Here is a 26858-nt window from a genome sequence, read left to right as displayed (position 1 = left end):
GTGGATCAGGCGGCTTCTTCGTACCAAGGGCCGAATGGATCAGGCAGCAAACGCCAACCCTCTACGCCCAGCGCCATTTCCTCATCGGTCAGCAGGCATGCGTCCAGCTCAGCCGTGAGTTGCGTGAAGTCGATGTCTTGGCCGATGAACACCAGTTCCTGGCGACAGTCTCCGCTGTCGGCGGTCCAGTTTTTCATGATCCCGGCGGTACTTTCTTCGTCCTGCGGCCATTGGTTTTTCGGTACAAAGCGCCACCAGCGCCCGGCAAAACCATAGCGCATCAAACCACCGGCCTGAGACCAGCTGCCGGCGTCCATGTGCTTGCTCGCCAGCCAGAAAAAGCCCTTGGAGCGCAGCAGCTTGCCGTTATCCCAAGGACCGTCGATGAAGTTGAAGAAACGCTGCGGATGGAACGGCCGGCGCGCCCGGTAAGCACTGGAAGCAATACCGTATTCCTCGGTTTCCGGCACGTGTTCGCCGCGCAGTTCCTGCAGCCATCCCGGTGCCTGGGCAGCCTTTTCGAAGTCAAAACGACCGGTGTTGAGAATCTTGTTCAAGGGGATTTCACCCATCGCCATCGGAATGATCTCCGCCCGGGCGTTGAGCCGCTCAAGTATCGCGATCAGCTCCTCGCGTTGGTGGCTACTGATCAAGTCGATCTTGCTGAGCAAAATCACATCGGCGAACTCGACCTGCTCGATCAACAGATCGGTAATCGAACGTTCGTCTTCTTCCCCAAGGGTTTCTCCTCGGGAAGCCAGGCTTTCGGCAGCCTGGTAATCGATCAGGAAGTTCATGCCATCGACAACCGTGACCATAGTGTCGAGACGGGCGATGTCGTTGAGGCTTTGGCCGCTTTCATCGCGAAAGGTGAAGGTTTCCGCTACTGGCAGCGGTTCGGAAATACCGGTGGACTCGATCAGCAGATAGTCGAAGCGACCCTCCCTGGCGAGTTGACTCACCTCCTCAAGCAAGTCTTCACGTAACGTACAGCAAATACACCCGTTGCTCATCTCGACCAACCGTTCTTCAGCGCGATTCAGGCTGACATCGCGCTGGACTTCGGTGCCATCGACGTTGATTTCGCTCATATCGTTGACGATGACTGCAACTCGCAACCCATCGCGATTACGTAGTATGTAATTAAGAAGTGTACTTTTTCCGGCACCTAAAAAGCCGGAGAGAACGGTCACGGGAAGTCGATTGGACATCTGCATATTCCTCACAGGGATGCCCGGTCGCTGTGTCGGGCCTACATAATGTTATACTGTAACAATGCAAATAAACCATCCCCTCTTGCCCGGCAGTGCAAAGGACAGGATGCTGAACGCCGCTCCCCTCGCGAGAAAGCCCATGCGCAACGCCCTTAAATCTGCATTGATCATGCTTTCCCTGCTGGTGGCTGCCGACGCGATGGCACAGGTCCCGACCCTGGCCAAATGCACCCGCAGCGCCAATCTGCTGGCCTGCGTGGATGCGCAGGGCAACGCCTACAGCGTCAACACCGTCGGCAACACCCTTTATCTGCGGGGCTTCGAAACGGCCGGAAAACGCTATTGGGCGCAGACCAACAGCCGCTACGGCCAGCTGACGTTTTTTACCGGTATCGCTTCCGATGGTGAGGCCTGGGTCGGCTACAACCGGCGCGTCGGCTGGACCACGATCAACCGGTTTTCCAGCTCCGGAGGCAGCAGCGCCAGATTCACTTGCAGCCGGATCGCTGGCTGTTAGGCCTCTTTGTTTTTCTGTTGATGGCGTGAAATCAGGCTGAGCATGTGGTGGTTGCGCGTGATGAAAGTCCGTTCATGAAAAAGGCATCGCCGATTTTATTGTTATACTATAACATGACAAATCAACTCCCACGATGGACCTGCTCATGAATGCGCTGACTCTGCCGGATATCGCCGCGCAGGCCTCACGCCAAGCCCTTCCACTCGAGTGGGTGGGCATGTGCGGCATTGCTCTTCCCGTTTTTTTTGATGGCCAACGATTGAACGTAAAAGCCGATGCCGGCGTTAGCCTCGACGATGGCAACGCGCGCGGCATTCATATGTCACGGCTCTATCTGGCGCTTGAATTGCTGGAGCAGGAAAACCTTTCACCGGTTTTATTGCGGCGGGTTTTGCAGCGCTTTCTTGATAGTCATGAAGGGCTGTCGAGTAGCGCACACCTAAGCATTCACGCCGATTTGTTGCTGAAAAGGCCGGCGCTGATCAGTCCATTGGCCGGCTGGAAAAGCTATCCAGTGACCATCGAAGCGCGCTTGAAAAACGCAATGTTCCACGTGGAACTAAAAATCGACGTGCCTTATTCCTCAACCTGCCCGTGTTCCGCAGCCCTTTCTCGACAGTTGATTCAGCAGCAGTTCATCGATGATTTCGCCAACAAGCCACCGCAACACGCCGACGTTTTAGCCTGGCTCGGCTCCCCGAACGGCATCGTCGCTACCCCCCACAGCCAACGCAGCAGCGCAAAGTTGCGCGTACGGTTGGCCGATTTTTTGGACGAGTTGCCTCTGATCGCCATCATCAACGACGCCGAAGCCGCACTCGGCACCGCCGTTCAAACAGCGGTAAAGCGCGCCGACGAACAGGCCTTCGCCCTCGCCAACGGTCAGAACCTGATGTTCTGCGAGGACGCCGCACGCCGTTTGAATCAGGCCCTGAAGCGCTCCACAGGTATCAATGCCTTCCATATTCGTGTGACCCACGCCGAAAGCCTGCACGCCCATGACGCTGTAGCCGAAAGCCGTTTCAACTGGGAGCTCGCATGATTGCTTGCCACGCTTTACGTTGGGGCGCACCGGGGCATCCACTCACGCCAGCGCTGGACCTCGAACTGTCGCAGGGCAGCCTGACCGCCATCATCGGTGCGAACGGCTCCGGGAAAAGCAGCCTGTTGAAGGTCATCGCTGGCCTGCAAAAACCGTTGGCCGGAAAGGTTCGACTGAGTGTTCCACTCAAGCGCAGTGTGTCGTTCCTGCCCCAGCAACAACACCTGGACAGGCAATTTCCGATCAGCCTTCAGGCATTGATTGCCGCCGGTTTCTGGGGCAGCAAACAGTCACCGGAGATCCGTAGCCAACGACTGAAAACCGTCCTTGAAAACTGGTGCCTGAACGGTCTGGAAGATCGACCGTTGATGGCCCTCTCCGGCGGCGAATTGCAACGCGCCCTGCTCGCCCGATTGAGCCTGACCGATGCACCCTTGCTGTTGCTGGATGAACCCCACGCGGCCCTCGATGAAGTCGGCCAGGCATTGCTTTGGAAGCACATACACCAATGGCACCTTGAAGGCCGGACACAGGTGGTCGTGTGCCATGACCTCGCCGCTGTCCGCGAGCACATCCCACACACGTTGCAGATCAAAGGCAGCGGTTGCGTATACGGTCCGAGCACCGAACTGATCAGCCAACCACCACAAACGCAGGTGGCCTGATGATCGCTGCCGCGCATCTTTGGCAACCGTTCCACGAGTTCGTGTTCATGCGTCGGGCGCTGCTGGGCGGTTTGCTCCTGGCGTGCAGTACGGCGCCTCTTGGAGTGTTTCTGATCCTCAGGCGCATGAGCCTGATCGGCGATGCGGTCGCCCACGGCATCCTTCCCGGTGCGGCCCTGGGCTTCTGGTTTGCCGGCTTGAGCCTCCCGGCGTTGACCATCGGCGGTCTCGGCGCCGGCCTGAGCATGGCCGGCCTTGCAGCCTGGATTACACGGCGAACCGGCCTGCGAGAGGACGCCAGCCTCGCGGCGATCTACCCGATTTCCCTGGCCGGTGGCGTGCTGATTCTCGGCATCGCCGGCAAACGCCTGGACCTGTTGCACCTGTTATTTGGCTCGGCGCTGGCGGTCGACGGCCCGACCTTGACCGGCATGCTTTGGATCTCGGGCCTGAGCCTGATGGCCATGGCATTGATCTACAAACCACTACTGCTCGACACCCTCGACCCGCTTTTTCTGCAAACGGTCAGCCGACTCGGCCCCTTGGCCCACGGCGTATTCCTGACGCTGGTGGTGTTGAATCTGGTCATCGGTTTCCAGGCGATCGGCGCGTTGATGGTGGTCGGCCTGATGATGCTGCCTGCCGCCGCGGCGCGCTTCTGGAGTCGTCGTCTGCCGGTGCTGATCGTCGTCGCCGCCTTGCTCGGCAGCCTCTCGGTGTGGCTCGGTTTATTGATCTCGTTCTATTACTCGCTGCCCAGTGGCCCGGCAATCGTGCTGGTGGCCGGCGGCGGGTATCTGCTGTCCGTGGTGTTCGGGCCGGTGCACGGCTTGCTGCGCCGCCCGCCTTTGCTCACATCCCAATGAGGTGTTACCCGATGCGCGCTTTACTCGTGCTGCTCAGCTTGATGGTGTCGATGTCGCTGTCTGCCGCCGAAAAACTCCAGGTGGTCACCAGCTTCAGCATCCTTGCCGACATGACCCGCCAGGTCGGCAAGGAGCATATCCAGATCACCAACATGGTCGGCCCGGACGCGGATGCCCATACCTACGAGCCGACACCGGACGACGCCAAAGCGCTGCTCAAGGCCAGGCTCATCATCAAGAACGGCCTGGGTTTCGAGCCCTGGCTGGATCGCCTGGTAACGAGCACAGAGACCCGGGTGCCAGTCATCAGCGCAAGCCACGGCGTCATCCCGCGTAGCCTGGATGAAGACGGCGCAACCGTTCCTGATCCGCACGCCTGGCATAACCTGGCGAACACCGAACTGTACATCGCCAACATTACCAAGGCGCTGATTGCCGCCGACCCGGCGAACGCCGCCGACTATGAGCGCAACAGCCAGGTGTACCTGAAACAGGTCTATGCCCTGCTCGCCGAAGCCAAGGCCAAGCTCGGTTCACTGCCACCGGGCAACCGCAAGATCGTCACGTCCCATGATGCCTTCGGTTATCTCGGCCAAGCCTACGGCATCGAGTTCATGGCGCCTCAAGGCCTGTCCACCGAGCGCGAACCTTCAGCCGCCGAAGTGGCCGCACTGATCACCCAGATTCGTCAAGCCAAGGTCAAGGCGGTGTTCATGGAAAACATCAAGGACGCGCGCCTGCTCAAGCAGATCGCGGATGAAAGCGGCGCGCAGATCGGCGGCACGCTGTACTCCGATGCCCTGGCGGCGAGCGGTCCGGCCAGCACCTTCACCGGGTTGTTCGAGTACAACCTCAACACCCTGTACAACGCGTTGAGCAAGCCATGATCCGCAAGAACCCTTCCGGAGATTTACCGCTGATTGCCGAGTCGGCCTACGTCGACAAGACGGCGATCATCTGCGGCAAAGTGGTGATCGGCGAGAACGTGTTCGTCGGGCCCTACGCGGTGATCCGCGCAGACGAAGTCGATGACTCAGGCGACATGCAGCCGATCACCATCGGTGCCAACTCGAACATCCAGGACGGCGTGGTGATCCATTCCAAATCCGGTGCGGCGGTGACCATTGGCGAGTTCAGTTCCATCGCCCACCGCTCGATCGTGCATGGTCCCTGCATCGTGGGCAATCGAGTGTTCATCGGCTTCAACAGCGTACTGTTCAACTGTGTGGTCGGTGACGGTTGCGTGGTGCGGCACAACTCGGTGGTGGACGGTCGTGACCTGCCTGAAGCCTTCTACGTGCCCTCCACCACGCGGATTGGCCCCAACACCGACCTCTCGCAATACCCGCCGGTAAGTGTCAGTGCCTCGGAGTTTTCCGAAGACGTGGCGCGCACCAACGTCGATCTGGTGCGCGGCTACAAAGCCCTGCAAAACGAGTTCTGACGCGGGTGGCCAAAAACAGCCATCGTGTCAGGACAAATTGCCTGGCACGACAAACGTCTTAATGTTTACCCCAACGGTTTATGCGATAACGCTCGTTAGAAGCACGTGAGTACGCCGACCATGATCCAGATCACCCTGCCCGATGGTTCATTGCGTGAATACGACCAGCCACTGTCCGTGCACGAGATGGCCGCCAGCATCGGTCCCGAACTGGCCAGCGCAGCCGTAGCGGGTCGAGTCAATGGTGTATTGGTGGACTGCGAATACCTGATCGAGGCGGATGCCCGCGTCAGCATTGTCACGCCCCGGGAGCCGGATGGCCTGGAGATCCTGCGCCGCTCCTGCGCGTTGATGCTGGCCATGGCGGTCAAGCAACTGCACCCTCATGCGCAAATGCGTGCGGGAAAGGAATTGGGTGACGGTTTCTTTTACGAGTTCACAGTCGAGCAACCGCTGACCCCGGCAGACCTGCCCCTCATCGAAGCGCGCATGCAGTCACTGGCAGCGACCAATCACTCGATCCGTCGACGGCCGGCGCGCGAAGCAGTGCCGCTGTACCGTCTGGGGGACACCGAGTACCAAAGTCACGGACCGCACGTCCCCACCACCAAAGTCTTGCAGGCCTTTGCCCTCGATCACATCAGCGGCACGTTACAGCAACGGATCTACGGCACCTGCTGGTCCAGCCATCAGGAACTGCAACACTGGCGCGTTCCACCCCATGTGGTCGTCGTGAGCATGGATGACCGCCAGGCGACTTATGCCCAAGCGGTGACCGAGTCCTTGCGCCAAAAAGGCGTGCGCGCCAAGGCCGATCTGCGAAACGAAAAAGTCCGCTACAAGATTCGCCAGCACAGCCAGACCGTGCCGTACCTGGTCGTGGTTGGTGAAAAGGAACAGGCTGGGGGGTTTGTCAGTGTGCGCAGCCGCACGGGGGAGGATTTTGGCCGGATGGCTGTCGAGGCGGCGTGTGAGTGGTTGAGTCGGCCGGGGATCTAGGGAGGCTGGGTGGACGCCTTCGTCGGATCGCCGCCCGGAGCAAGCGGGCTTGCTCCGGGCGGCGATCCGACGAAGCTTTTAAGCTCTCGGCTTCACAGTGCCACAATCCTGCCCCAACCAGACGGCGCGGGATTCGAGGCTGCCCTTCTGCTGAATGCCGGTGGCGTTGAACGTCCCGTTGACCTTGGTGGTGAATTCGCGATCACTGAGGAACGTCGCCACGCCGGCACCCTGGGCTCTCGGGCAACTGAAACGGAATTTCCACTGATTGCCGGAGCGGTCGGTGATTTCCTGTTTGCAGCCAGACTGCGGATCGGTCAGCGGGATGTTGTCGGTCTTGACCTGCTCAGGGGTCAGGCACGCCCGGATCCCTTTTCCGCCCATGGTGATGCCCTGCTTTTCCAGTTGGGCGCGCTGCTCAGGGGTCATCTGGCTCTGGATCTGGCCGAGGATCAATTGCAGGTCCGGCATATTCTGCTCGTCGACCTTCATGTTGCTCGTGGTCATCTCCCACAATCCTGGTTGCAGCATTTGCGCGTGAGCCGCCACAGGAAGTGCCAAACCCAGTGCCATGGCCAAACCCAGCAGACGAACGTTCATCGAGTAACTCCTGATCAGTAGTGGCCGTTAGACGTCAGCCGCAAGCTTCGGTTCATGGGCGAATTAATTAGCGACATTCTGCACGGAACATGGTCTGTTAAGCACTGAATCTTCAGGAGCAAGGCAGCCCCCATGGATTATTTCGGACCGCATATTTTCGGTTATACCATCGCCCTGTTGCACTCGCTGGGCATGATCGCGGCCATACATGCTGTGTTGACCGTCCGTACCGCCCAAGGCTCGATCGCCTGGGCCCTGTCGCTGTTTTTCATCCCTTACCTCACGCTGATCCCGTACCTGATGTTCGGCCGCAGCACCTTTGATGGCTATATCAAGGCGCGGCGGCAGGCCAACGAGGAGATGCGCAAGGCCGTTTCCGAACTCAACTGGCGACCCTGGGTAGAAGAAGCCCTCACCGCCCGTGCTTCTTCTGCCTACGCCTCACTCAGAGCGATGCCCAAGCTCGGACACATGCCCTGCCTGGCCAATAACCAGACGCGGCTGTTGATCAACGGCCAGGCGACATTCGACGCCATTTTTGATGCCATCAGCCAGGCCAAAGAAGCCGTGCTGATCCAGTTTTTCATCGTCCACGACGACCGCCTAGGCCAACTCCTGCAGACTTTGCTGTTGAAGAAAGCCGCCGAAGGCGTGGCGATCTACCTGTTGTATGACCGAATCGGCAGCCACTCCCTGCCCAACGGGTACGTGCAGGCTTTGCGTGATGGCGGAGTCGAGGTCAAGGCTTTTGGCCCCCGTAGTGGCTGGTTCAATCGCTTTCAGGTGAACTTCCGCAACCATCGCAAGATAGTGGTCGTAGACGGCATTCTCGGCTTCGTCGGCGGGCACAACGTCGGTGATGAATACATGGGCGAAAAACCGCCCCTGGCCCCCTGGCGCGATACCCACGTGCAAGTGCGCGGGCCAGTGGTGGCGTGCATGCAGGAGTCTTTCGCTGAAGACTGGTTCTGGGTGGCTCATGCCCTGCCGCCACTGATCCTGCCCGAGGTTTACCCGGAAGACGGCGTGCTGTGCCAGTTGCTCGCCAGCGGCCCGGCAGACGCCTACGAAACCTGCTCTCTGTTCTTTGTCGAAGCGATCCATGCGGCGACGGAACGGGTCTGGATCACCAGCCCGTACTTCATCCCCGATGAAGCCGTGTTCGCAGCGTTGCGCCTGGCGGTGCTGCGGGGTGTGGATGTACGGCTGCTGTTGCCGTCTCGACCCGACCACCGAATCGTCTACGCCGCCTCCAGCCTCTACGCCTTCGAAGCCGTGCGCGCCGGTGTGCGGGTGTTCCGTTACGAGCCCGGATTCCTGCACCAGAAAGTGGTGTTGATCGACAGCGAAATCAGCGCCATCGGCAGCGCCAACCTGGACAACCGGTCGTTCCGGCTGAATTTTGAAGTGATGCTGCTGACCGTCGACCGCGCCTTTGCCGCCGAGGTGGAACAGATGCTCAACGATGATTTCGCCAACGCCCACGAAATCGCCAAAGGAGAAGGCCGGGAGACCCACCGCCTGCAGCAGGTCGGCATGCGGGTCGCCCGGCTTATTTCGCCGGTTCTCTAGAGGTAGATATCGTCACGGGTCCATGGCAGTTCATGACTGCCATCGGCGTGGGCCTTCACCGCGAGAATCTGGTGCAGGTTGATCCAGCCCCGGGCAAACGCGTAAGCGCAACCGGCCAGGTACAGCCGCCAGATACGCAGGGCTTGTTCCGGTACGAGTTTGGACGCCGCTTCGAGGTTGTCCTCCAGGCGCTCGCTCCAGTGATCGAGCGTGCGTGCGTAGTGCAGGCGCAAGCTTTCGACGTCGACGATCTCCAGCCCGGCCTCACTGATCTCGGCAGATATCATTGAAAGGTGCGGCAGTTCGCCGTTGGGGAACACGTATTTCTCGATGAATTCGCCGGCACCGCGTCCCACCGGACGGCCATCGGTGTATTTGGCGGTGATCCCGTGATTCATCACCAGACCGCCCTCTTTCACCGCACCGAACAGGGTCTTGCAGTACTCCGCCAGATTGGCGTGGCCGACGTGTTCGAACATGCCGACGCTGACAACCTTGTCGAAACGGCCATCCTGCGGCAGATCGCGATAGTCGAGCAGTTGCAGTTCGACCAGATCCTCCAGGCCCTCCGCTTTTACGCGTTCCCGGGCCAGGGCCAACTGCTCCTTGCTGAGGGTGATACCGAACACTTTCGCGCCAAACTCCCGCGCCGCATAACGCGCCAATCCGCCCCACCCGCAACCCACATCCAGCAGATATTCGCCGGGCTGCAGGCGCAGCTTGCGGCACAAATGACGGAACTTGGCTTGCTGGGCCTGCTCGAGGCTTTCGCTGCCGGTCTCGAAGTAAGCGCAGGAATACGCCATATCGCTGTCGAGCCACAGTTGATAGAACGCGTTGGAAAGGTCGTAGTGGTAGGAAATCGCCTTGGCGTCAGTCTCTTTGTCATGGGCACTACGGACAGGCTTGTTGTCGTCGTCTTCGTCCAGCAACGCCTGGCTCCATTCATCGCAGACGCGGATCACTTCGCTGATGGAGCCTTCGAGTTCCAGTTTGCCTTCGACAAACGCAGCACCGAGGGCGTCCAGGCTTGGATGGGTAAACTGGGTGACCATTTGTGGATCCTTGACCACAATCGTGACGCTGGGCGCCGGTCCCAGATTGAGTTCATGACCATCCCAGAGTCTCAGGCGAAGCGGTAATTGCAGATTCTGTAAGGCCGGTGGAAGTTGCGCGAGCATGGAAATTCCCCTTGTTTCAGACGTCTGATCAGAGGGTAGACCATCTTTGAAAAATAGCTGGCTATCGAATTAACAGCCGTTTTCAATGATTCGCGAAGCCCACACCTGCCGCCGCGAACGCACAAAAAGATGTGCCCTCATTTCCAATGACTACGAACCGGGCGCACAGTTCTAAAAAAGATTAAGCACCGTGATCACCCGGTTTAGAGCATTCGCATTCAGGCTTCGTCCTTGAGCTTGAGCAACGGCTCCTGAAACCGCAGCAAACGACCGGCGTTGCCCAACACCAGCAAGGTGCTGAGGTTATGCAGCAGCGCCGCAACCATCGCCCCGGCAGCGCCGAGCCAGCCAAACGCGGCGAAGGCCACGATAGCCAGGGTCCAGCCCAGACCGATGACCACATTCACCTGTAATGTCTGGCGGCACTGACGACTCAGGCGCACGCAGGTGCCGAGGCGGCGCAGGTCACTGCCGATCAGCACGATGTCCGCCGATGCCAGGGCGATGTCCGCACCGCCCGCGCCCATGGCCACACCCACCACGCCAGCCTTGAGGGCCAGGGAGTCGTTGATGCCATCTCCGACCACCATCGGCCGGAAGCCACTGTCGATTTCCTTGAGCACGCGGTTCAGCTTGTCTTCGGGTAGGGCTTGCGCTTCGACATCGCTGATCCCGACATTCCGGGCGAGCGTTTGCGCGACACTGTGGCGGTCACCGGTAAGCAACAACTGGCGGCCCAATCCGAGGTCGCGCAACTCACCCAGGGCAAACTGCGCCTCGGGCTTGACGCTGTCGGCCAACAACAGCCAGGCGAGGAATTCACCGTTGAGCGCCAGCCCGGCAATCGGACCGTCATGATCGGGAACGGATGTTGTGCTGATGCCCAGTTGCGCAAACAACTCCGGCCGGCCGAGCGCCGCTTCGCCCTGCCCGGTCATTGCCACCACGCCCAGGCCCTGGCGCTCATGAATGTTGGAAAGCAGCAGGAAATGCTCCTGGGTCACCAACCCCGCGAGCGCACGACTGACCGGGTGACTGCTGGCCGAACCGAGGCTGGCAGCGAGCGTGAGGACATGGCTGCGATCCTCCAGCGGGCTGTCGATGGATTGCAGGCGCAAGGTGCCGAAGGTCAGCGTTCCGGTCTTGTCGACCACCAGCGAAGTCAGGTCCGCCAACTCTTCGAGGAACGCAGAACTGCGGATCAGAATCCCGTGGCGTGCCGCTACCGCCACCCCGGCAATCGCCGTCGCCGGTGCCGACAACACCAGCGCACAAGGACAGGCCGCCACCAACACCGCGAGCATCGCTTGAGCGTTGTTGGTGATGAACCAGGTCACCGCCGCCAACAGCAACACCAGCACCATATAGCTGCCGGCGTAACGCTCCAGCAGACGAGTGATCGGCGGTTTCGAGCGCTCGGCGTTTTGCATCAGGGCGATGACTTTGCCGAGGGTCGACTCCTGGCCGGTGCGGGTCACCTCGATCCGCAGCAAACCGTCGAGGTTGATCGCGCCACCGAACACCGACATGCCGACGCCCGCCTCCATCGGTACCGATTCGCCAGTAATGGAGGCGGTGTCCAGACTGGCCTGACCGGACAGTACCCGACCATCCGCCGGCACCCGGTCCCCCGCGCGGACCTCAATCAGATCGCCGGCCTTGAGCGTGCCGTTGTCGACTTCGATGACGGAGCCGTCCGCCTGAACCTTGCGCGCGTGACTGCGGGTCAGTTTGCCGAGGGCGTGAATCGCCTCCTGGGAACCGATCACGCTGCGCTCCTCCAGCACGTGACCGAAGATCATGATGATCGGCAACAGAGCCGCCGTCAGCAGATCCCCGGTGGCCCAGGCACCCAGCATGGCCAGCGCGATCAATTGATCGGTGATGCCATGCAAGCTTGGATAGCGCAGGCTGTACCAGGCCGAGCGCATGACCGGCACGGCGACCAACAACGAGGCAAAACCCAGCAGCAGTTGGCTGACGCCGGTCTGTTCCGGCGCCAGCCAACGCCAGATCAAGCCCAGCGCGAGCAGGCCCAATGCAAGCATGGCCAGGGTCAACTGGCGCGCGGCGCGGCGCTGTTCTGCCGAAGACAACAGGCTCGGTGCAGCGGCGATTTGAGCAGTCATTGTGCAGCTCCCTGAATGATCAGGCGGGAATCGTCTTTGGGATCGACCGTCGTGACCGAACCGGCCTGACCAAGAATTTTCGGCATCCGCTCGCGATAGATGCGCAGCAGCATTTGCGGGTCAGTGCCCTGTTGTTGCGCCTTGGCCAGGCTCAATACCGTGGCCGTGTCGGTGGATGCTTTGGCCAATCGCTCACTGGCCTGGGCATGGGCGACTTGCAGTGTTCTGTCGGCTTGCTCGTTGGCGGTTTGCGTCAGCTTTTCGGCTTCGGTACGCGCATTGGCCACGGCTTTGTCGGCCTGCTGACTCGCTGTGAGTACCGCATTGAAGGCATTGACCGCCGGGCTTGGCAGACTCGATTGCACATCGACCCGCGCCACTTCGATCCCCAGTCCCTGCCCCGTCGCGGTGAGTTCGGCCAGCCGTTGATTGATGCCCTGTACCAGATCGCCTCGTAAGCGCTCGCGTCGCTCCGCCGCCTGACTGTCAGCGCCGATCAATTCCGGGCGAGCGACCAGGATAGTGTCCAGATCCCGTGCGGCGCTGAGTGCCACAGCGCTACGGGTGACCAAGCGATCCAATGCGGGCAACACATGTTCGCCTTGAAGCACAAAGGCGTAAGGTTCGGTGACTTTGTAGAAAACCCGCACATCGAGTTGCACGACACCGGCATCACCCGTTAGCAGATAGCCGGAGCCTGCGAGGGCATCGCTGATGGGCGTGGCAAAACTGGCCACGCGATCTGCCTGCATCGCGGCACCACTGCGCAACAAACCTTCCACCCGACGCTCGATCACCCGATCCGCCGCTGGCAACAAAATCACCTGCTCGAACGGTTGCGGCCAGGCCAACAACAGCCCGGCATTCTGAATGCGATCCAGCGCGCCGAAATGCAAAACCACTGCGCGATTCTGCGGGTCGATCTGCCGCACATTGGAAAACGCCCACGCCAATGCCGCCAACACCGTTACCGCATACAAGGCCAGAAACGCCAAGCGCCCGGCCTGAATCCAAGGGCTGCTCAACTCATTTGTTCCACGTGGAACCAAACTCATGGCTGCGATCCGGATTTGTTGTCGAAGCTTGGCGGACCGTCAACCAACACCCGGAACGGTGCGGCGTCGGTGCGCAAAATCAGCTTGGTCCCAGGCGTCACCACCGTGCCCAAAGTGTCGAGCGAGCGCAGCAGGTTGTAGAGCTGCGGCGACCCCGCGTAGGCGCGACCGTAAATCTGCGCCGCTTCCACCCGCGATTGCGCTTCGATATCTGCCGCTTTCACGGTGGCATCAGCCTGCACAATTCGCGCATCGCGCTCGGCGGCGGAACGAATTTGCGCGGCCTCGCGCTTGCCGATGGCCGTGCGCTCAGTGGCGATGGTTTCACGCTCGGCGCGCATCCGGTCGACCGTCGCAGTGAGCGTCACCGAAGGCAGCGTCAATCGTTCGATGCCGACCTGCAACACGCGCACGCCATACGTGGTGAGCAGCTGCTGATCGATTTGCTTGCGCAGTTGTGTTTCGAAATCGGCGATGCGCACTTGGCTGGCATCGGTATTGACCAGGCTCGCCAGATCAAAACTGCTGGCAGTGGTTTCCAGTGCGGAGCCGACAAAGGTACGAATCTGCCGCGCGGCTTCATCAGGCTGGTTCTGCACCGCGCGCATGAAACGTTGCACATTGTCCGGATCGCCCTGCACCTGCCAAGCCACGTAGGCCTGAACAATGATGCGCAAACCGTCCCGGGTGCCGACATCCTGCAAACCGCTGGACGTGGTGCGCAGCCTTAGATCCACCGGGATTGCCGCCTCGAACGGTGCCGGCCAGCGCCAACCCAGGCCGGGCTCCAGCAAGACTCGCGATGGATTGCCGAAGCGTGTGATCACTGTGGCTTCCCCCGAACGCACCTGCACCAGGCTTGCAGCGGCGACCGCAAACGCCACCAGCAATGCCGCCCACCCCATCCGACGCCATGGGAATGGACCAGCCTCCTGGGAATCGCCGTGGTGATGGTGATGGCCGTGGTGGTGATGCCCGCCATGACCGTGATCGTGTCCGGCGTGGTCATCGTGATCGTGCGTATGGGACTGGCTCAATTGGCAGCTCCTGGCTGAGCGGTTTTACGCGACGGCGCAGGGTCAACCGGCAGCGTGAAAGTACGGAGGTCGATGGTCGGCGCGTTGCTGCTGCCGCCTAGACGATGATCGAGCACCAGCAACTTGGCGTTGGCCAAACCCTGGGACAACTGACTGAAATACTGCTCCAGCAAGAAGGCCTGGCCAGCGCTGGCATAGGCCTTTTGCTCAGCGTTGAATTTCAGGTTCGCGGCCTCGGCACCAGCATTGTTTTCTCGGGCGCTGGCCGTCGCCTGATCGTGGGCAATACTGGCCTGCAACTGAGCCTGATTGATGGCCTCGGCAGCGGCGCCGTGTTCTCGGGCGATCAAGGCTTGCGCGCCAATCTGCGCCGCTTGCACGCCGTGATAGGCATTGGCTGCACCGGCCGGAGGATGAATCGCCTCGACCACCGTGGCGAGAATTTCCACGCCGCTGTCGAGTTTTTGCAAGTCAGCCTGGACGGCGCGGCCAATTTCTTCGGCCAGCCCTACCCTGTCCTCGCCAAGCAAACCGTCGAGTGTGCGCGAGGCGAAGTCGTGAACCAGGATTCGGCTGGCGGTGCTGCGAATCAACATCGGCACATCGGCACTGTTATAGGTTGCGGCCAATGCCGCCTGATCGCTCAGCCCGATGCGATAGACGAATCTCACGTCCATGTTGACGATCTGAAAGCTCTGCTTGTCGGCTCGGCTGCTGGCGATCACCTGGGATTTATCGTTCACATGGCTGGCGTCCCAGAGGCGATTGGCGATTGTCGGGGCCGGGCCTTCCGCAGGGTCTGCCTGAGCAGGGGCCGTGGTTTCTCCAACACTGGTAGCCAACTCGTGAACCACGCCATTCTCGACGCTCAACACCCGGCCCAATGGCCAAGGTAGACCCATGTGCAAACCTGGGCCGAACACCTCCACTGGCTTGCCGAATCGCTCGTAGATGCCACGCCCTTGCAGGGCAATCTCGTGAATGCCGGTCAGCGACCAGCCAACCAGCGACACCACCGCCAACACCGGTAGGAACGCCCGACGCATGTAAGTGAAGGCCCAGATCTGTCGCAGGTCGATGCCGAAGCGGTTATGCAATTCGTGCTGCAACGCCAGCAATGGCTGTGGTGGCCAGCGCAGCATGTCGGCGACAAAACTGCGCGCCAACAGCTCCGGCTCAAGGCGGTCCCGGCGCGGGCTGAACAGTGACAACACCGCGCGCAGCAACAGTTCTGCCGCCACCAGCCCCGGCAGCAGTCCGATCAACACCGCCAGGCGTACAGGCCATACCGAGGTTTCATCGGCAAACAACAGACAAAAAGCACCGAGCACCAGGCTGATGATCGCCACACGAGTCAATTGCGCCAACGCAGCGGCTTCAGGCCATTGCGCGGTGTTTTCCTGAGCCAGATGGCGCTCCATCACCAACAGGCCGAATGCCAACAGTAAGGTGCACGCTGCCCCGACAGTGGCCGACAGGCCCAGCGCTGCCGGAGGCAACGCGAGGTTCCAGGCCTGTTCCACGCCCAATAGCGCCAACAATGCCCAGCCGCCAAGCCACAGCGTCGGCGCGCCGATTTGCCCCAGCAGGTGCTGCGATTGCTGGCTGATCCGGTCCAGCAAACGCTCATACCACCCCGAAGGCGCGACAGACTCGTCGACAACGACCACCGGCACTTCGGGATTCATCGCCAGCGCACGCCACTGGGTTACCCACCAGGCCGATTGCAAACCGGCCATCAGCACCACAGACGCCGCGCTCAGGTTCAGCAGCAACGCCGGCCACAGTGTTTGCGTCGAAAACAGCCCGGCAAACAGCGCCAGCAACACACCCACCGACGCGAGTACGCCCGCACCGATGGCGAACTGGCGCAAACGCCGCCCTTGAATGAACGCCTGCTGAAAGCGCGGCAACCCGGCTAACGGCGCTTGATCAACATCGAGATCGACTTGCATACCACTCCAGAGTGTCTTCGCTTACAGGGCCATTCGTTACGATATAACGGAAATGGTGAAATTTCCGTATTCAAGCGCGCTATCTAAAGATGCCCAACCTGTCGCTTGGCTGAAGCCTTGACCGAAATGCAGCCGAACGCACATATTACGATCGTAATTTTATCAAGGAACTACTTTTACCCATCCCCTTTCGATCCAGGAGTACATCCATGAGCACTTATGACGTCGTGATACTTGGCGGTGGCCCCGGCGGTTACAACGCGGCGATCCGCGCCGGACAACTGGGTCTGAAGGCCGCCTGCGTGGAAGGACGCGCCACACTCGGCGGCACCTGCCTGAACGTTGGTTGCATGCCATCCAAGGCGTTGCTGCATGCCTCCGAACTGTACGACGCGGCCATGGGTGCGGAATTCGCCAACCTGGGGATCAACGTCAAACCCAGCCTCAACCTCGCCCAGATGATGAAACAAAAAAATGAAAGCGTTACCGGGCTGACCAAGGGCATCGAATTTCTTTTTCGCAAGAACAAGGTCGACTGGATCAGAGGCTGGGGCCACATCGATGGGCCGGGCAAAGTCACGGTGACCGATAGCGCCGGCGGCAAGACAGTACTGAGCGCCAAGGACATCATCATCGCTACCGGTTCGGAGCCCACGCCCCTGCCCGGTGTAGACATCGATAACAAACGCATCCTCGATTCCACAGGCGCCCTGGCACTGACCGAGGTGCCCAAGCACCTGGTGGTGATCGGCGCCGGTGTGATCGGCCTGGAACTGGGTTCGGTCTGGCGCCGCCTTGGGGCGCAGGTGACGGTGGTCGAGTTTCTCGACCGGATCTGCCCCGGCGTGGACATCGAAGCCGGCAAAACCCTGCAGCGCTCCCTGAGCAAGCAAGGCTTGAGTTTCAAATTGAGTTCAAAAGTGACCAGCGCCACCAGTTCCGCCAATGGCGTTCAGCTCAGCATCGAGCCTGCCGCTGGCGGTGCCGCCGAGTTGCTGGAAGCGGATTACGTATTGGTAGCCATCGGGCGCCGACCTTATACACAGGGCCTGGGCCTGGAGAACGTCGGCCTCGCCACGGACAAGCGCGGCATGCTCGCCAACAAAGGGCATCGCACAGATGCCGCCGGGGTCTGGGTGATTGGCGACGTGACCTCGGGTCCCATGCTCGCCCACAAGGCCGAGGACGAAGCCATGGCCTGCGTCGAGCAGATCGTCGGCAAGGCGGGCGAGGTCAATTACAACCTGATCCCCAGTGTGGTCTACACCAAACCGGAACTGGCCAGTGTCGGCAAGACCGAAGAGCAGCTCAAGGCTGAAGGCCGGGCGTACAAGGTCGGCAAGTTTCCCTTCACCGCCAACAGCCGGGCGAAGATCAACCATGAAACCGAAGGCTTCGCCAAAGTGCTGGCCGATGAGCACACGGACGAAGTCCTGGGCGTGCATCTGGTTGGCCCGAGCGTCAGTGAAATGATTGGCGAATATTGCGTGGCCATGGAGTTCAGCGCCTCGGCCGAAGACATCGCGCTGACCTGCCACCCACACCCGACCCGCTCCGAGGCCTTGCGTCAGGCGGCGATGGATGTGGAAGGGATGGCGACGCAGATGTAATCCAAAGGACTGGCGGTGACGGGGCCACCGCCTTCGTCGGAACGCCGCCCGGAGCAAGCCCGCTCCGGGCGGCGTTCCGACGAACGCAGACGACTCGGTTCAGAGCGGCAAATGCTCCAGCGGCAACGATCCCGGGGCCTTCACCGTATGAATCGCAAAGTTGCTGCGAATGTCGCTCACCCCCGGCAGCTTCAGCAAACGCCCGGTGAGAAAGCGGTCATAGGCACGCAAGTCCGGCACCACCACCTGCAGCAGAAAATCCGACTCCCCCGACACCAGAAACGCCGAAATCACCTCGGGCAATGCCGTCACCGCCAGGCGAAAGGCTTCGGCTTGTTCATCGTTGTGACGCTCGACCTTGACCCCGACAAACACCGTCAGCCCCAACCCCACTTCATCGCGATCCAGATTGGCCTGGTAGCCGCGAATCACCCCCGCCTCTTCAAGCATTCGCACCCGGCGCAAGCAAGGCGATGCCGACAGGCCGATCTCGTCTGCCAGTTGCACATTGCTCAGGCGGCCGTCCCGTTGCAGCGCGGCGAGAATCTTGCGGTCGTAAGCGTCCAGTTTCATGGTTTGGCAGATCCTGATGGTTCAAGCTTGATTAAGTGGCAGATTATGCCAATACACGAGCTGATAGAAGCTGACAACGCAAGCACCTGCCCCGCCCTCCAGCCCTAGACTGGTACGACCAAATCGACAACGAACGGGGTGCAACATGCAAGGTCTCTGGCTGTTTTTCATGGCGCTGGCAGTGGTCTATCTGTTGCCGGGGCCCGACATGATCCTGCTGTTGCAGACCGGTGCCCGTCAGGGCAAAGGCGCCGCGCTATCTACGGCCGTGGGACTGGGCATCGCCCGGGGTTGCCATGTGGCATTGGCGGCGCTGGGGCTGGCGGCACTGTTCAAGGCCGCGCCATGGACCTTCGACCTGGTGCGCCTGGCCGGCGCCACGTATCTGCTGTGGATCGGCATTCAGTGCCTGCGAACCACGATGCTGCCGAGCCTCACCAGCGCCGACACCACCGGCGAAAAACCACGTTGGGGCACGGCCATCCGACGCGGACTGCTGACCAACCTGCTCAACCCCAAGGCACTTTTGTTCTGCTCGGTGCTGCTGCCGCAATTCATCAACCCACAGGCCGGGCCGGTACTTGGGCAATTTGCGACCTTGGGCGTGGTGCTGGTCGGCGTCGGTTTGCTGTTCGACAGCGCATACGCCCTGGTCGGCGCGGCACTCGGCCGTTGGCTGCAACGCAGCCCCTCAGCCCAGCGCCTGCAACAATGGTTGTTCGGTAGCCTGTTGATCGGTTTCGCCGTACGGTTGACCTTTGTGCAACAGGCTTGAACCTCACTGCGCCTTGCGGCGGCGATTGATCAGGAGTAATGCCGCCGCCGTGACCACAATCACGCCGCCATACTGCAACGGCTTCTTGTACGGCCGCAGCGCTGAACGCACGGAATCGGTAACCTGGGTCACGTAGCGCTTGTCGGCGTTCTGGAAGTCGGGATACGGGCATTGATGACCGAAATTGAACGCCCAATCCACGTACGGCCCCTCTTTGACATAGCGCTGGTAGAAAGCGTTTTCTTCTTCAAGACTGCTGTTCCAGCCTGCAGCCGCGCACAGCACTGCCGCAAAGGCCTGGCTGGTGTGAGGCAAATTGTCGGCCGCACGGCTGGCCAATGCCGTGGCCACAAAACGATAGTGATAACGCTCATCGGGCTGAGCAACGCTGGCCTGCTGGCGCTTCACTTCGCCCACGGTTACTAACGGCCCGACCTTGAGTTCGGTACTTTCCAGACTGTAGTTGCCGCCGAATGTGGCGTAATCCGGGGCCATTTCATAACCGAGGATTTCCATTCCCCACGTGCGCGCGACCCCGGCCGAGTTAAACAGCGCAGCAGCGCGAGTCGTGGGCCACCAGGCAGAATCCGCCTCTTTGCGTAATATTGCGTATGACTTGGCCTTGTTCTGCAAATCGACGTTATCGAAGTACGCCGGCGCCTCCTCGTAATGCCCCTCGCGCAACAAACGTCGCCCCAGCAGATTGCGCAGGCTCGCCGCCACCGGCAAGGGCACATAATTGTCGCGGTCCTGCTGGCTGAGCGGCGGCGGTGCCGGCACCTGCGTGTCGACGTAGTGCTTGAGTTCTTCGAGGGTCAACACGCGCTCGGCAACGGTGGCAGCGTCGAACCAGTAAATGCTTTGGCTGCGATACAGCTGATCGAAGGCCTGCAGGTAATCCCCGCGTTGCAGCGCCAGGATCGCACTTTCACCCTCGACCCGGCATTTGGGCTGAAGCGTTTCGTAATCGTAGTCCGGTGTGCGGCGCTCGCCCCAGGATTCATTCTGCGGGAAGGCCTGGGCTGCTTTGGCATAGGCTGCGGCGGCCGCACTCTTATCACCCTCGCGCACCGCCAGCTTGGCCCGCAACCACCAGGCCAATCCGCCATCGCCGGCATGTTCGAGGAAAGCCTTGGCGCTGGCGTAATCACCCTGTTGATAATTCATCGCTGCCAGGCGGTCGGCGTTTTCGAGACTGCCACGAGTGCTGTTTTGCAGCAGCTTGATCATTTTCTGTTCGTTGGGCGGTTGATCGCCGAACGACCAACCCAACCGGCTGATCAGCGACGCGGTCACCAATTGCTGCACGGGTTGGCCCTTGAGCAACTCGGCTACTTGATCCTCCGGCAGCGTCATCAGGTCCGCCATCAACAGTTTCAGTGAGGTGTAACCTACTGCGGATCCGTGCAGATTCTGCGTGGCGTAGAGCTCGATGGCGCGGTTCCAGTCGCCGGCGGTGCGTACCACCCGGGCTTCTTCACCGAGGCTGGCGACACCCAGTTCCAGTGGGTCGCTGAAACCGTCGATGCTCAGTTGCCGGGTTTGCTCGAAGGCCTTGGCGGATTGTTCGAGCAGACCCGGAGCCGCATTGGCTTCGGCGCTCATGGCGAACAATGCGCGACCCAACGAGTAAGCCGCCCAGGTGCTGCGCGAAGCCCGTTGTTCGGCGGGCAAGGCCAGTACTTTCTTGAAATACCCGGCGGCCAAGGCGGGATCACCCGCGCCAAAAGCCACAGCGCCGGCCAGATACAATCTGAGCTCAGGCGGCAGTTGCGCCCCTTCGGTTTCAACCTGATGGGCATCCGTCAGGCTGCGCAGGTGTTTCACCAACACCTGTTGCTCAGCGGAAAGTCCCGCCTGCTCGGCTTGATCCCGCAGCGCTACAGCATCAGGTTCATCCGAGTAGTCGACGTTGGCGGTGACGTTCTTCAATCCGTTGATGGCGTGGCCGAGGCGGCTGATTTCGAAGCTGAAGTTGCCTTCCGGCAGTTCCGCCAACGACTGGCCACGGTTATCCAGCAGGCGCATGGGGAAGTCCGGGCCGCAGGCCAGCGCCGAACCCAGCGGCAGGCTTAGGCTCAGGCAAAGCAAATGACGCGGCCAGTTACGGGTGAACATTCGAACCTCCTTGATCAATGTGTGCGCAGCGAGCCCAACCAATGGCACGCTGTCCGCCGGCCAATATTCGGCCATCGCGCAGGCGGGTGAAGGTAAGCAGATCCGGACGCTGTTGCAACGCGTAACCGGCCAAGGCATCGGCTCCCTCACAACCGCTGACCGCCAGTGTCAGGCGTTCGGGCCAGGCGCGGTCGAGGTTGCCCTGGTTGCTGATGCCGATGTCATAGAGGCCATTGTCGGCCGAGAGTTTCAGCGCCAACTGACTGTCGAGCACATCTCCACGCGCCACGGCGCGCAAGGTGGTCAGGCTCCAGGCCCGACGGTCGTTGGCCAATGGCAGGCGAAACCAGATCAGGCCCGCCAGATGTTTCGGTGGATCGGCCCGCAGCTCGGTACCGAGGGTGCGCAATGACTGCGGATCGGCGAGCAACTCCCGGCGCTGGCCTCCGCGCTCCACCGTGACTTCGCTTTCCACAACGGGCGCGCCACCCGCCGATGGCAGCAACCCCACGCCATAGGCTGGCAGCGCCAGATAGAAAGGTTTTGTCGTGATTCGGCTCCAGGCCTTCGCCCATTGCCGGGCCTGATCGGCATCAAACAAACCACGACGCGGATCGCTCACCGCGTGCACCTGCAACACGCTGCTGTCGACTGTGGATAACAACGCCGGCAGTTCGCGACTGTCGAGCCAGGACGGCAACGCGGTGATGCTCAGGGGCAGCGACGTCGGCAGCGCTGCGCGCAACTGCGCGAGAAACTGGCGGTAGGCCGGCAGCCGAGCGTTACCGGCATCGTGGTCGATTTCCACGCCGGCGAGGTTCACCTCCTGCCCCTGCCAATCGCTGATCACCTGCCGGATTTGCGCGGTAATCTCATCCTGATCCAGCGCCTTGAGCTGCCCATCCAGGCGAATCACCGCAATCACCGGCCGACCATCACGCTTGAGCAGTGCCGGATCAATCCGGGCCTGACTCCAGCCGGCGTTGGGGAAAGCCTGCAAGGCCAGCACCCGCAGGGTCGAAAAATCGGCGCGGCTGTCCCGAAGGGCGGCGTCGTGGGCCGGTGTCCACTGCCGCTGCCAGACGTAAAGCTGTTGATCCAGCGGCGGAGCATCCTGTCTTTCGCAACCGGTGGTGAGCACCAGCGCCATCAGAAAGACCATCGAGCGAGTGAAAAAAACCATTGAAACGCCTGTTCCTGAAATGCAGAAAGGGCCTCTGCGGCCCTTTTTAGTTCTGCTCACTACCCTACCCAGCCATCGATCGGCGGGCAATGTTCGCCTGCAATGATCTTCAGATATCGAGTACCAACGGTTGCGCCCCCTGCGCCGGAATCGCACAGCAAATCAGCACCTGTCCGTCATCCGGCACCTCCGCTGGCGGCAGTGGGTAATGCACCTGGCCGCTGATCAGGCGCGTCTTGCAGGTGCCGCAGGAGCCGCCGCGACAGCTGAACTCGGGACGCAGGCCACGGCTTTCCGCCAGCTCCAGCAAGCTGCCGCCGTCTGGCTGCCAACGCGCCTCCTTGGCCGAACGCTGGAACATCACGGGCACGGATGTGGTGGCGGCGGGCGGTTGCTCGATGACCACCGCATCGGGGTCCGGTCGCCGCCGCAAGGTGGACGGGCCGAAGGTTTCGGCGTGAATCCGCGAATCGCGAATGTCCAACTCGCGCAAGCCGTCGTACAGCGCCTGGGTAAAACTCCCGGGACCACAGACGACAAAATCCGGCTGATCGTAGTCCTCGACTGTCAGCAGATCCTTGAGCAGCGCGACGTCGATCCGTCCACCGAGGTCGAAATCCTCTCCTTGCATCGCTTCGGCTTCCGGTTGGCTAAGCAAGCGCACCACCCGCACCGCGTCTCCGGCATCCTCGAGCAAGCGATCCAGCTCCCGGCGAAACGGCTGGTCGGCCAGCGTGCGCGAACTCTGGATTAACCAGGTCGGCCGTATACGACGGGTACGCAATCCTTGGTAAACCACCTCCCGCAGCATCGACAACAGCGGCGTGATGCCGACCCCGGCAGCCAGCAACACCAAAGGCCGACGCTCATGGGGCGCCACGGTGAAATGACCTTGTGGCGCCCGTGCTTCCAACAGGTCACCAACACGAATCTGCTCATGCAAATGCGTAGACACCCGCCCGTCACGCTTCACGCTGATGCGGAAAAAATCATCGGACGGCGCGCTCGATAAACTGTACGTGCGGATTTGCACATCGCCGTCAATGTTGAAGCGCAGGGGCAAATGCTGCCCGGCCTGGAACAGTGGCAACCCGGCCCCATCGGCGGACTCCAGGTAAATCGAGCGAATGCTGTGGCTTTGCGCTTCAATCCGCGCCACCCGCAACGGCCGCCATTGATCGCCCAGGGCCTTGGCCTGCAAACGCGCCTTGGCCTGCTCCCAGGTGCCAGTGAGCAAACTGGTGGGTGAAACACCGTCGAAACGCCAGCGCAACGCCAGGGTGGCGGGGCGACGTACCACCTGCTCGACATCGATTGTCCACAGGCGCTCGGCGCCCTGGAACGCCTCGACCTGAGGGCCGTCCAGGATGATTTCAGTGCGCCCGCTGAGCTGCAGCAAATCACCGGTATTGAAATCGATGAACAACAACCCGGCCCGGGGATTGAGCAGCAGGTTGCCCAAGGTGTTGAAATGCAGGTTGCCGGCGAAGTCCGGGATGGTCAGGCGATTGCCTTCCACCTGTACGAAACCGGCCTGACCGCCGCGGTGAGAAACATCCACCGAGCGTTCACCGTCGACGTCCACATAACTGGCAACGAAGAAGGTGTCCGCCTCGGCGATCATGGCTTTGGCCGCATCATCCAGTTCGCTGAAGTGCTGGGCGACACGCGTCGAGGGATCGGCCAGCGGCACCGAGCGAAACTGGCGCAGCTGAATGTACTGCGGGCAATTGCCGAAGGACTGATCCACCGTCACCGCGAAACCGTCCTTGGACATGGCGCGGACATGCCCATTGATGCGATTACGGCGGCGAGTGTGCAACTCGATGCCCAACAGGCCGATGGCCGAGCCGTCGCTCAACTGCGCGGGATCATCAAAGGCCGGCAGGCTGCGAAACTGCAGCAAGCCAGGTTCCGGCGAGTGCGCAAAACCGGGCTGACCTTCCAGGATGCTGGCCCATGGATGACCCTCAGCATCCACCGCTGCGTACAGCATGAACGGCAATTGCTGATAGAAGGTTCGGTGCTGGTCCGGCATCTCGCTACGAATTACCTTACGACCGAACGCCTCCATTCGTTCGGCAACGCCCACATGCGCCTGCAATTGTTTCTCGCCGGCATGCCAGGGTGAACGGTCCATACGGCTGCTCCCTTGCGCCTGTGGCGCAGAACGGGGCGGCCCGGCAACACCGGGCCACCAGCATCAGGCGGTTTTTTGCAGGCCGGCGACGGTGCGTGGCATGCCGACAAACCCCGGCAAGGCTTCGATGCGGGCCAGCCAGGCGCGAATGTTGGCGTACTCGTCCAGCGACACATTGCCCTCGGGCGCGTGGGCGACGTAGCTGTAGACGGCGACGTCGGCAATCGTCGGTTCAGTGCCGGCCAGGTACGGCGTACTGGCCAGCTCGTGATCGATCACTTTGAGCACGGTATGGGCGTAGGCAATCACTTCTGCTGCGTTGTAAGGCGCGCCAAACACAGTGATCAATCTTGCCCGGGCAGGGCCGAAGGCAATCGGACCGGCAGCCGCCGACAACCAGCGCTGTACCTTGGCGGCCCCTACGGGATCAGCCGGCAGCCAGCGACCGTTGCCGTACTTTTGCGCCAGGTAAACCAGAATTGCGTTGGAATCGGCCAACACCACGCCTTGGTCATCAATCACCGGCACCTGACCGAATGCATTGAGCGCCAGAAACGCCGGTTGCTTGTGTTCGCCCTTGGCGAGGTCAACGAAGATCAATTCCGTCGGCAATTTCAGCAGGGACAGCATCAACTCGACACGATGAGCGTGGCCGGAACGTGGGAAGTTGTAGAGTTTGATCGCTTGCATGGTCGACACCTCGGGGTGAGTGCTGCTGTTCAGGAGTGAGATGGGTCATATCTTCTACTCACATCTAAACCAACAGAATCACCAGCCAACGCAATCCATTATTTCAGCGGGTGAAATAATTCAACGCGTGAGCGCCGGATGCTCGCGCAGGGTCTTCACCGCGAAATCGACAAAACTGCGCACCCGGGCCGGCGCTTTACGCCCGCCCTGATAGACCACATGGATGGGCAATGGTGGCAGTTCGAATTCGGCCAGGATGATTTCCAGCTCGCCGGCAGCCACCTTGCTCGCCACTTGATAAGACAGTACCCGGGTGAATCCCAACCCCAGGCAGGCTGCCGTGATGGCCGCCTGATTCGCCGTCACCACCAGCCGTGGTTCAGCCCGGACACTCAAGGTTTCGCCGTCTTCAATGAATGGCCAACTCCTGAGTTGGCCAATTGCCGAGGTCGCGATAATCGGCGCCTGGGCCAGCTCCCGGGGATGCCTGGGCCGACCATGGGTGGCCAGAAATTGTGGTGAGGCGCAGATCACCCGCCGCACCTCGCCGACCCGAATCGCATGCTGGTTGCTGTCGGGTAGCTCGCCGATACGAATGGCCACGTCGACGCCCTCCTCGACCACGCTCACCACCCGGTCCACCAGCAGCGCGTTGATGCAGACCTCGGGGAACTGCGTCAGATAATTCACCATCAACGGCGTGACAAACAGCTCGCCAAACAAGACCGGTGCGGTGATGGTCAGTTGCCCACGGGGATGGATATGGCTGCCTGCTGCCGAGTCCTCGGCTTCCTGTACCTCGGCGAGAATTCTCCGACAGTCCTCCAGGTATCGCTGGCCGGCCTCGCTCAAATACACACTGCGCGTGGTACGCGTGAGCAGTTGTGTGCCTATTCGCTTCTCCAGCGCCGCGACCGCCCGGGTGACGCTGGCCGCCGACAGACCCAAACCCCGCGCCGCCGCCGAAAAACCCTGCTCCTTGGCGACAGCAGCGAAGACCTGCATTTCCTGGAAGCGGTCCATGGGACTGTCCTCATTTCAGATAGATAAATCGCAACCGAAGACCGGAATTTTAATCGTTCAACTACATAGTTGGGCGCGCGACCATCAGGTAGAGCAATGGGCTACTGCACTCTAGCGCCGGCACCGTAAAAACCAAGCGTGTCACAAACCTTGATTATTGATAATTAATGAGGATTATTTTCTTGCGAGGGGTGCGACTGTTGGCAATTATCCTGAGCAGCCCGCTGCAACGGTTAATGCCCGATAGAGAAAAAGAACCATTGGTTCAGCTTCCGGACCGCTTCAGGCAGGGGCTCGCAGCGGACTCCATCAACTACAGCAGAATTCCAGCCTGTATAAACGGGCGGAATATACGACTGCTCCTATACTACAAACCACCCCGTTACCTATTGGGTTTTTGGTAGGTACCTCGTTGAAGTTTTCTCTACTTAAAGTAAGGCGTTATGGGTTTTTTAACGCTTGGACGGCTG

The 26858-nt window shown here is 60.8% G+C and carries 23 protein-coding genes; 10 read left to right on the top strand and 13 right to left on the bottom strand.

What is annotated here, in order from left to right; genetic code table 11:
- Window positions 1–5 precede the first annotated feature (5 nt).
- Window positions 6–1211, bottom strand: a complete 1206-nt coding sequence (zigA, locus tag ACM6IT_RS07215) for a zinc metallochaperone GTPase ZigA (RefSeq protein WP_414913570.1) — start codon at window positions 1209–1211, stop codon at window positions 6–8.
- Between the two features lie 142 nt (window positions 1212–1353).
- Here zigA and ACM6IT_RS07210 point away from each other — a divergent pair, with 142 nt between their 5' ends.
- From ACM6IT_RS07210 to ACM6IT_RS07180, 7 genes are all read left to right on the top strand, one after another.
- Window positions 1354–1731: a glutamine synthetase gene (locus ACM6IT_RS07210; protein ID WP_414913571.1), complete on the top strand. Its 378-nt coding sequence runs from the start codon at window positions 1354–1356 to the stop codon at window positions 1729–1731.
- Between the two features lie 145 nt (window positions 1732–1876).
- Window positions 1877–2773 (top strand): GTP cyclohydrolase FolE2, encoded by an 897-nt coding sequence (gene folE2 / locus ACM6IT_RS07205; protein ID WP_414913572.1) that lies wholly within the window; start codon window positions 1877–1879, stop codon window positions 2771–2773.
- Window positions 2770–3438, top strand: a complete 669-nt coding sequence (locus ACM6IT_RS07200) for a metal ABC transporter ATP-binding protein (RefSeq protein WP_414917755.1) — start codon at window positions 2770–2772, stop codon at window positions 3436–3438. Before folE2 ends, ACM6IT_RS07200 begins: the two co-directional genes overlap by 4 nt.
- Window positions 3438–4304, top strand: a complete 867-nt coding sequence (locus ACM6IT_RS07195) for a metal ABC transporter permease (RefSeq protein ID WP_414917754.1) — start codon at window positions 3438–3440, stop codon at window positions 4302–4304. Before ACM6IT_RS07200 ends, ACM6IT_RS07195 begins: the two co-directional genes overlap by 1 nt.
- Before the next feature lie 11 nt (window positions 4305–4315).
- Window positions 4316–5191, top strand: a complete 876-nt coding sequence (locus tag ACM6IT_RS07190) for a metal ABC transporter substrate-binding protein (protein WP_414913574.1) — start codon at window positions 4316–4318, stop codon at window positions 5189–5191.
- Window positions 5188–5748 (top strand): carbonate dehydratase, encoded by a 561-nt coding sequence (locus ACM6IT_RS07185; RefSeq protein WP_056726798.1) that lies wholly within the window; start codon window positions 5188–5190, stop codon window positions 5746–5748. Before ACM6IT_RS07190 ends, ACM6IT_RS07185 begins: the two co-directional genes overlap by 4 nt.
- A 120-nt stretch (window positions 5749–5868) precedes the next feature.
- Window positions 5869–6747 (top strand): His/Gly/Thr/Pro-type tRNA ligase C-terminal domain-containing protein, encoded by an 879-nt coding sequence (locus ACM6IT_RS07180; RefSeq protein ID WP_414913575.1) that lies wholly within the window; start codon window positions 5869–5871, stop codon window positions 6745–6747.
- Window positions 6748–6825: 78 nt separating this feature from the next.
- On the opposite strand, the gene ACM6IT_RS07175 is transcribed toward ACM6IT_RS07180, so the two are convergent.
- Entirely contained in the window at window positions 6826–7347 is a 522-nt protein-coding gene (locus tag ACM6IT_RS07175; RefSeq protein ID WP_056726796.1) for a DUF3617 domain-containing protein, read from the bottom strand.
- Between the two features lie 132 nt (window positions 7348–7479).
- Between ACM6IT_RS07175 and cls the strand changes: the two genes are divergently transcribed.
- A complete protein-coding gene (cls, locus tag ACM6IT_RS07170) occupies window positions 7480–8919 on the top strand; it encodes a cardiolipin synthase (protein ID WP_056726795.1) in 1440 nt (479 codons plus the stop codon).
- On the opposite strand, the gene cfaB is transcribed toward cls, so the two are convergent.
- The 5 genes from cfaB to hflK (ACM6IT_RS07145) all read right to left on the bottom strand — a co-directional run bounded on the left by cfaB (window position 8916) and on the right by hflK (ACM6IT_RS07145) (window position 16276).
- Window positions 8916–10100 (bottom strand): C17 cyclopropane fatty acid synthase CfaB, encoded by a 1185-nt coding sequence (gene cfaB, locus ACM6IT_RS07165; protein WP_414913576.1) that lies wholly within the window; start codon window positions 10098–10100, stop codon window positions 8916–8918. The two genes, cls and cfaB, sit on opposite strands and share 4 nt — an antisense overlap.
- Window positions 10101–10318: 218 nt before the next feature.
- A complete protein-coding gene (locus ACM6IT_RS07160; protein WP_414917753.1) occupies window positions 10319–12229 on the bottom strand; it encodes a heavy metal translocating P-type ATPase in 1911 nt (636 codons plus the stop codon).
- Window positions 12226–13284 (bottom strand): protease modulator HflK, encoded by a 1059-nt coding sequence (gene hflK / locus ACM6IT_RS07155; RefSeq protein ID WP_056726792.1) that lies wholly within the window; start codon window positions 13282–13284, stop codon window positions 12226–12228. Before hflK (ACM6IT_RS07155) ends, ACM6IT_RS07160 begins: the two co-directional genes overlap by 4 nt.
- The gene (gene hflC / locus ACM6IT_RS07150) at window positions 13281–14321 is read right to left on the bottom strand and encodes a protease modulator HflC (protein ID WP_414917752.1); all 1041 of its coding nucleotides are present in this window, start codon (window positions 14319–14321) and stop codon (window positions 13281–13283) included. Before hflC ends, hflK (ACM6IT_RS07155) begins: the two co-directional genes overlap by 4 nt.
- Window positions 14318–16276, bottom strand: a complete 1959-nt coding sequence (gene hflK, locus ACM6IT_RS07145; protein ID WP_414917751.1) for a protease modulator HflK — start codon at window positions 16274–16276, stop codon at window positions 14318–14320. Before hflK (ACM6IT_RS07145) ends, hflC begins: the two co-directional genes overlap by 4 nt.
- Window positions 16277–16485: 209 nt before the next feature.
- Here hflK (ACM6IT_RS07145) and lpdA point away from each other — a divergent pair, with 209 nt between their 5' ends.
- The gene (lpdA, locus tag ACM6IT_RS07140) at window positions 16486–17886 is read left to right on the top strand and encodes a dihydrolipoyl dehydrogenase (protein WP_414917750.1); all 1401 of its coding nucleotides are present in this window, start codon (window positions 16486–16488) and stop codon (window positions 17884–17886) included.
- A 99-nt stretch (window positions 17887–17985) separates the two neighbouring features.
- Here lpdA and ACM6IT_RS07135 read toward each other — a convergent pair whose 3' ends face one another.
- On the bottom strand, window positions 17986–18459 hold the full coding sequence (locus tag ACM6IT_RS07135; protein ID WP_008045644.1) for an Lrp/AsnC family transcriptional regulator: 474 nt from the start codon (window positions 18457–18459) through the stop codon (window positions 17986–17988).
- A gap of 145 nt (window positions 18460–18604) precedes the next feature.
- Here ACM6IT_RS07135 and ACM6IT_RS07130 point away from each other — a divergent pair, with 145 nt between their 5' ends.
- Window positions 18605–19234: a LysE family translocator gene (locus ACM6IT_RS07130; RefSeq protein ID WP_414917749.1), complete on the top strand. Its 630-nt coding sequence runs from the start codon at window positions 18605–18607 to the stop codon at window positions 19232–19234.
- Between the two features lie 3 nt (window positions 19235–19237).
- Here the strand turns inward: ACM6IT_RS07130 and ACM6IT_RS07125 are convergent, their stop codons facing one another.
- From ACM6IT_RS07125 to ACM6IT_RS07105, 5 genes are all read right to left on the bottom strand, one after another.
- Window positions 19238–21352 carry a hypothetical protein gene (locus ACM6IT_RS07125; protein WP_414917748.1) on the bottom strand — a complete coding sequence of 705 codons (2115 nt, stop codon included), beginning with the start codon at window positions 21350–21352 and terminating at the stop codon, window positions 19238–19240.
- Window positions 21339–22535, bottom strand: a complete 1197-nt coding sequence (locus ACM6IT_RS07120; protein ID WP_414917747.1) for a DUF3142 domain-containing protein — start codon at window positions 22533–22535, stop codon at window positions 21339–21341. Before ACM6IT_RS07120 ends, ACM6IT_RS07125 begins: the two co-directional genes overlap by 14 nt.
- A 109-nt stretch (window positions 22536–22644) precedes the next feature.
- On the bottom strand, window positions 22645–24675 hold the full coding sequence (locus tag ACM6IT_RS07115; RefSeq protein ID WP_414913584.1) for a pyridoxamine 5'-phosphate oxidase family protein: 2031 nt from the start codon (window positions 24673–24675) through the stop codon (window positions 22645–22647).
- 63 nt (window positions 24676–24738) lie between these two features.
- The gene (locus tag ACM6IT_RS07110) at window positions 24739–25365 is read right to left on the bottom strand and encodes a glutathione S-transferase family protein (RefSeq protein ID WP_056726784.1); all 627 of its coding nucleotides are present in this window, start codon (window positions 25363–25365) and stop codon (window positions 24739–24741) included.
- Window positions 25366–25485: 120 nt separating this feature from the next.
- On the bottom strand, window positions 25486–26388 hold the full coding sequence (locus ACM6IT_RS07105; protein WP_414917746.1) for a LysR family transcriptional regulator: 903 nt from the start codon (window positions 26386–26388) through the stop codon (window positions 25486–25488).
- Window positions 26389–26858 lie beyond the last annotated feature (470 nt).

Origin of the sequence: Pseudomonas sp. IT-P4 (assembly GCF_949767755.1) — a bacterium.
Lineage (GTDB): Bacteria > Pseudomonadota > Gammaproteobacteria > Pseudomonadales > Pseudomonadaceae > Aquipseudomonas > Aquipseudomonas monachiensis.
Note: the sequence above shows the minus strand (reverse complement) of the source record. Positions and strands in the feature narration are given on the sequence as shown.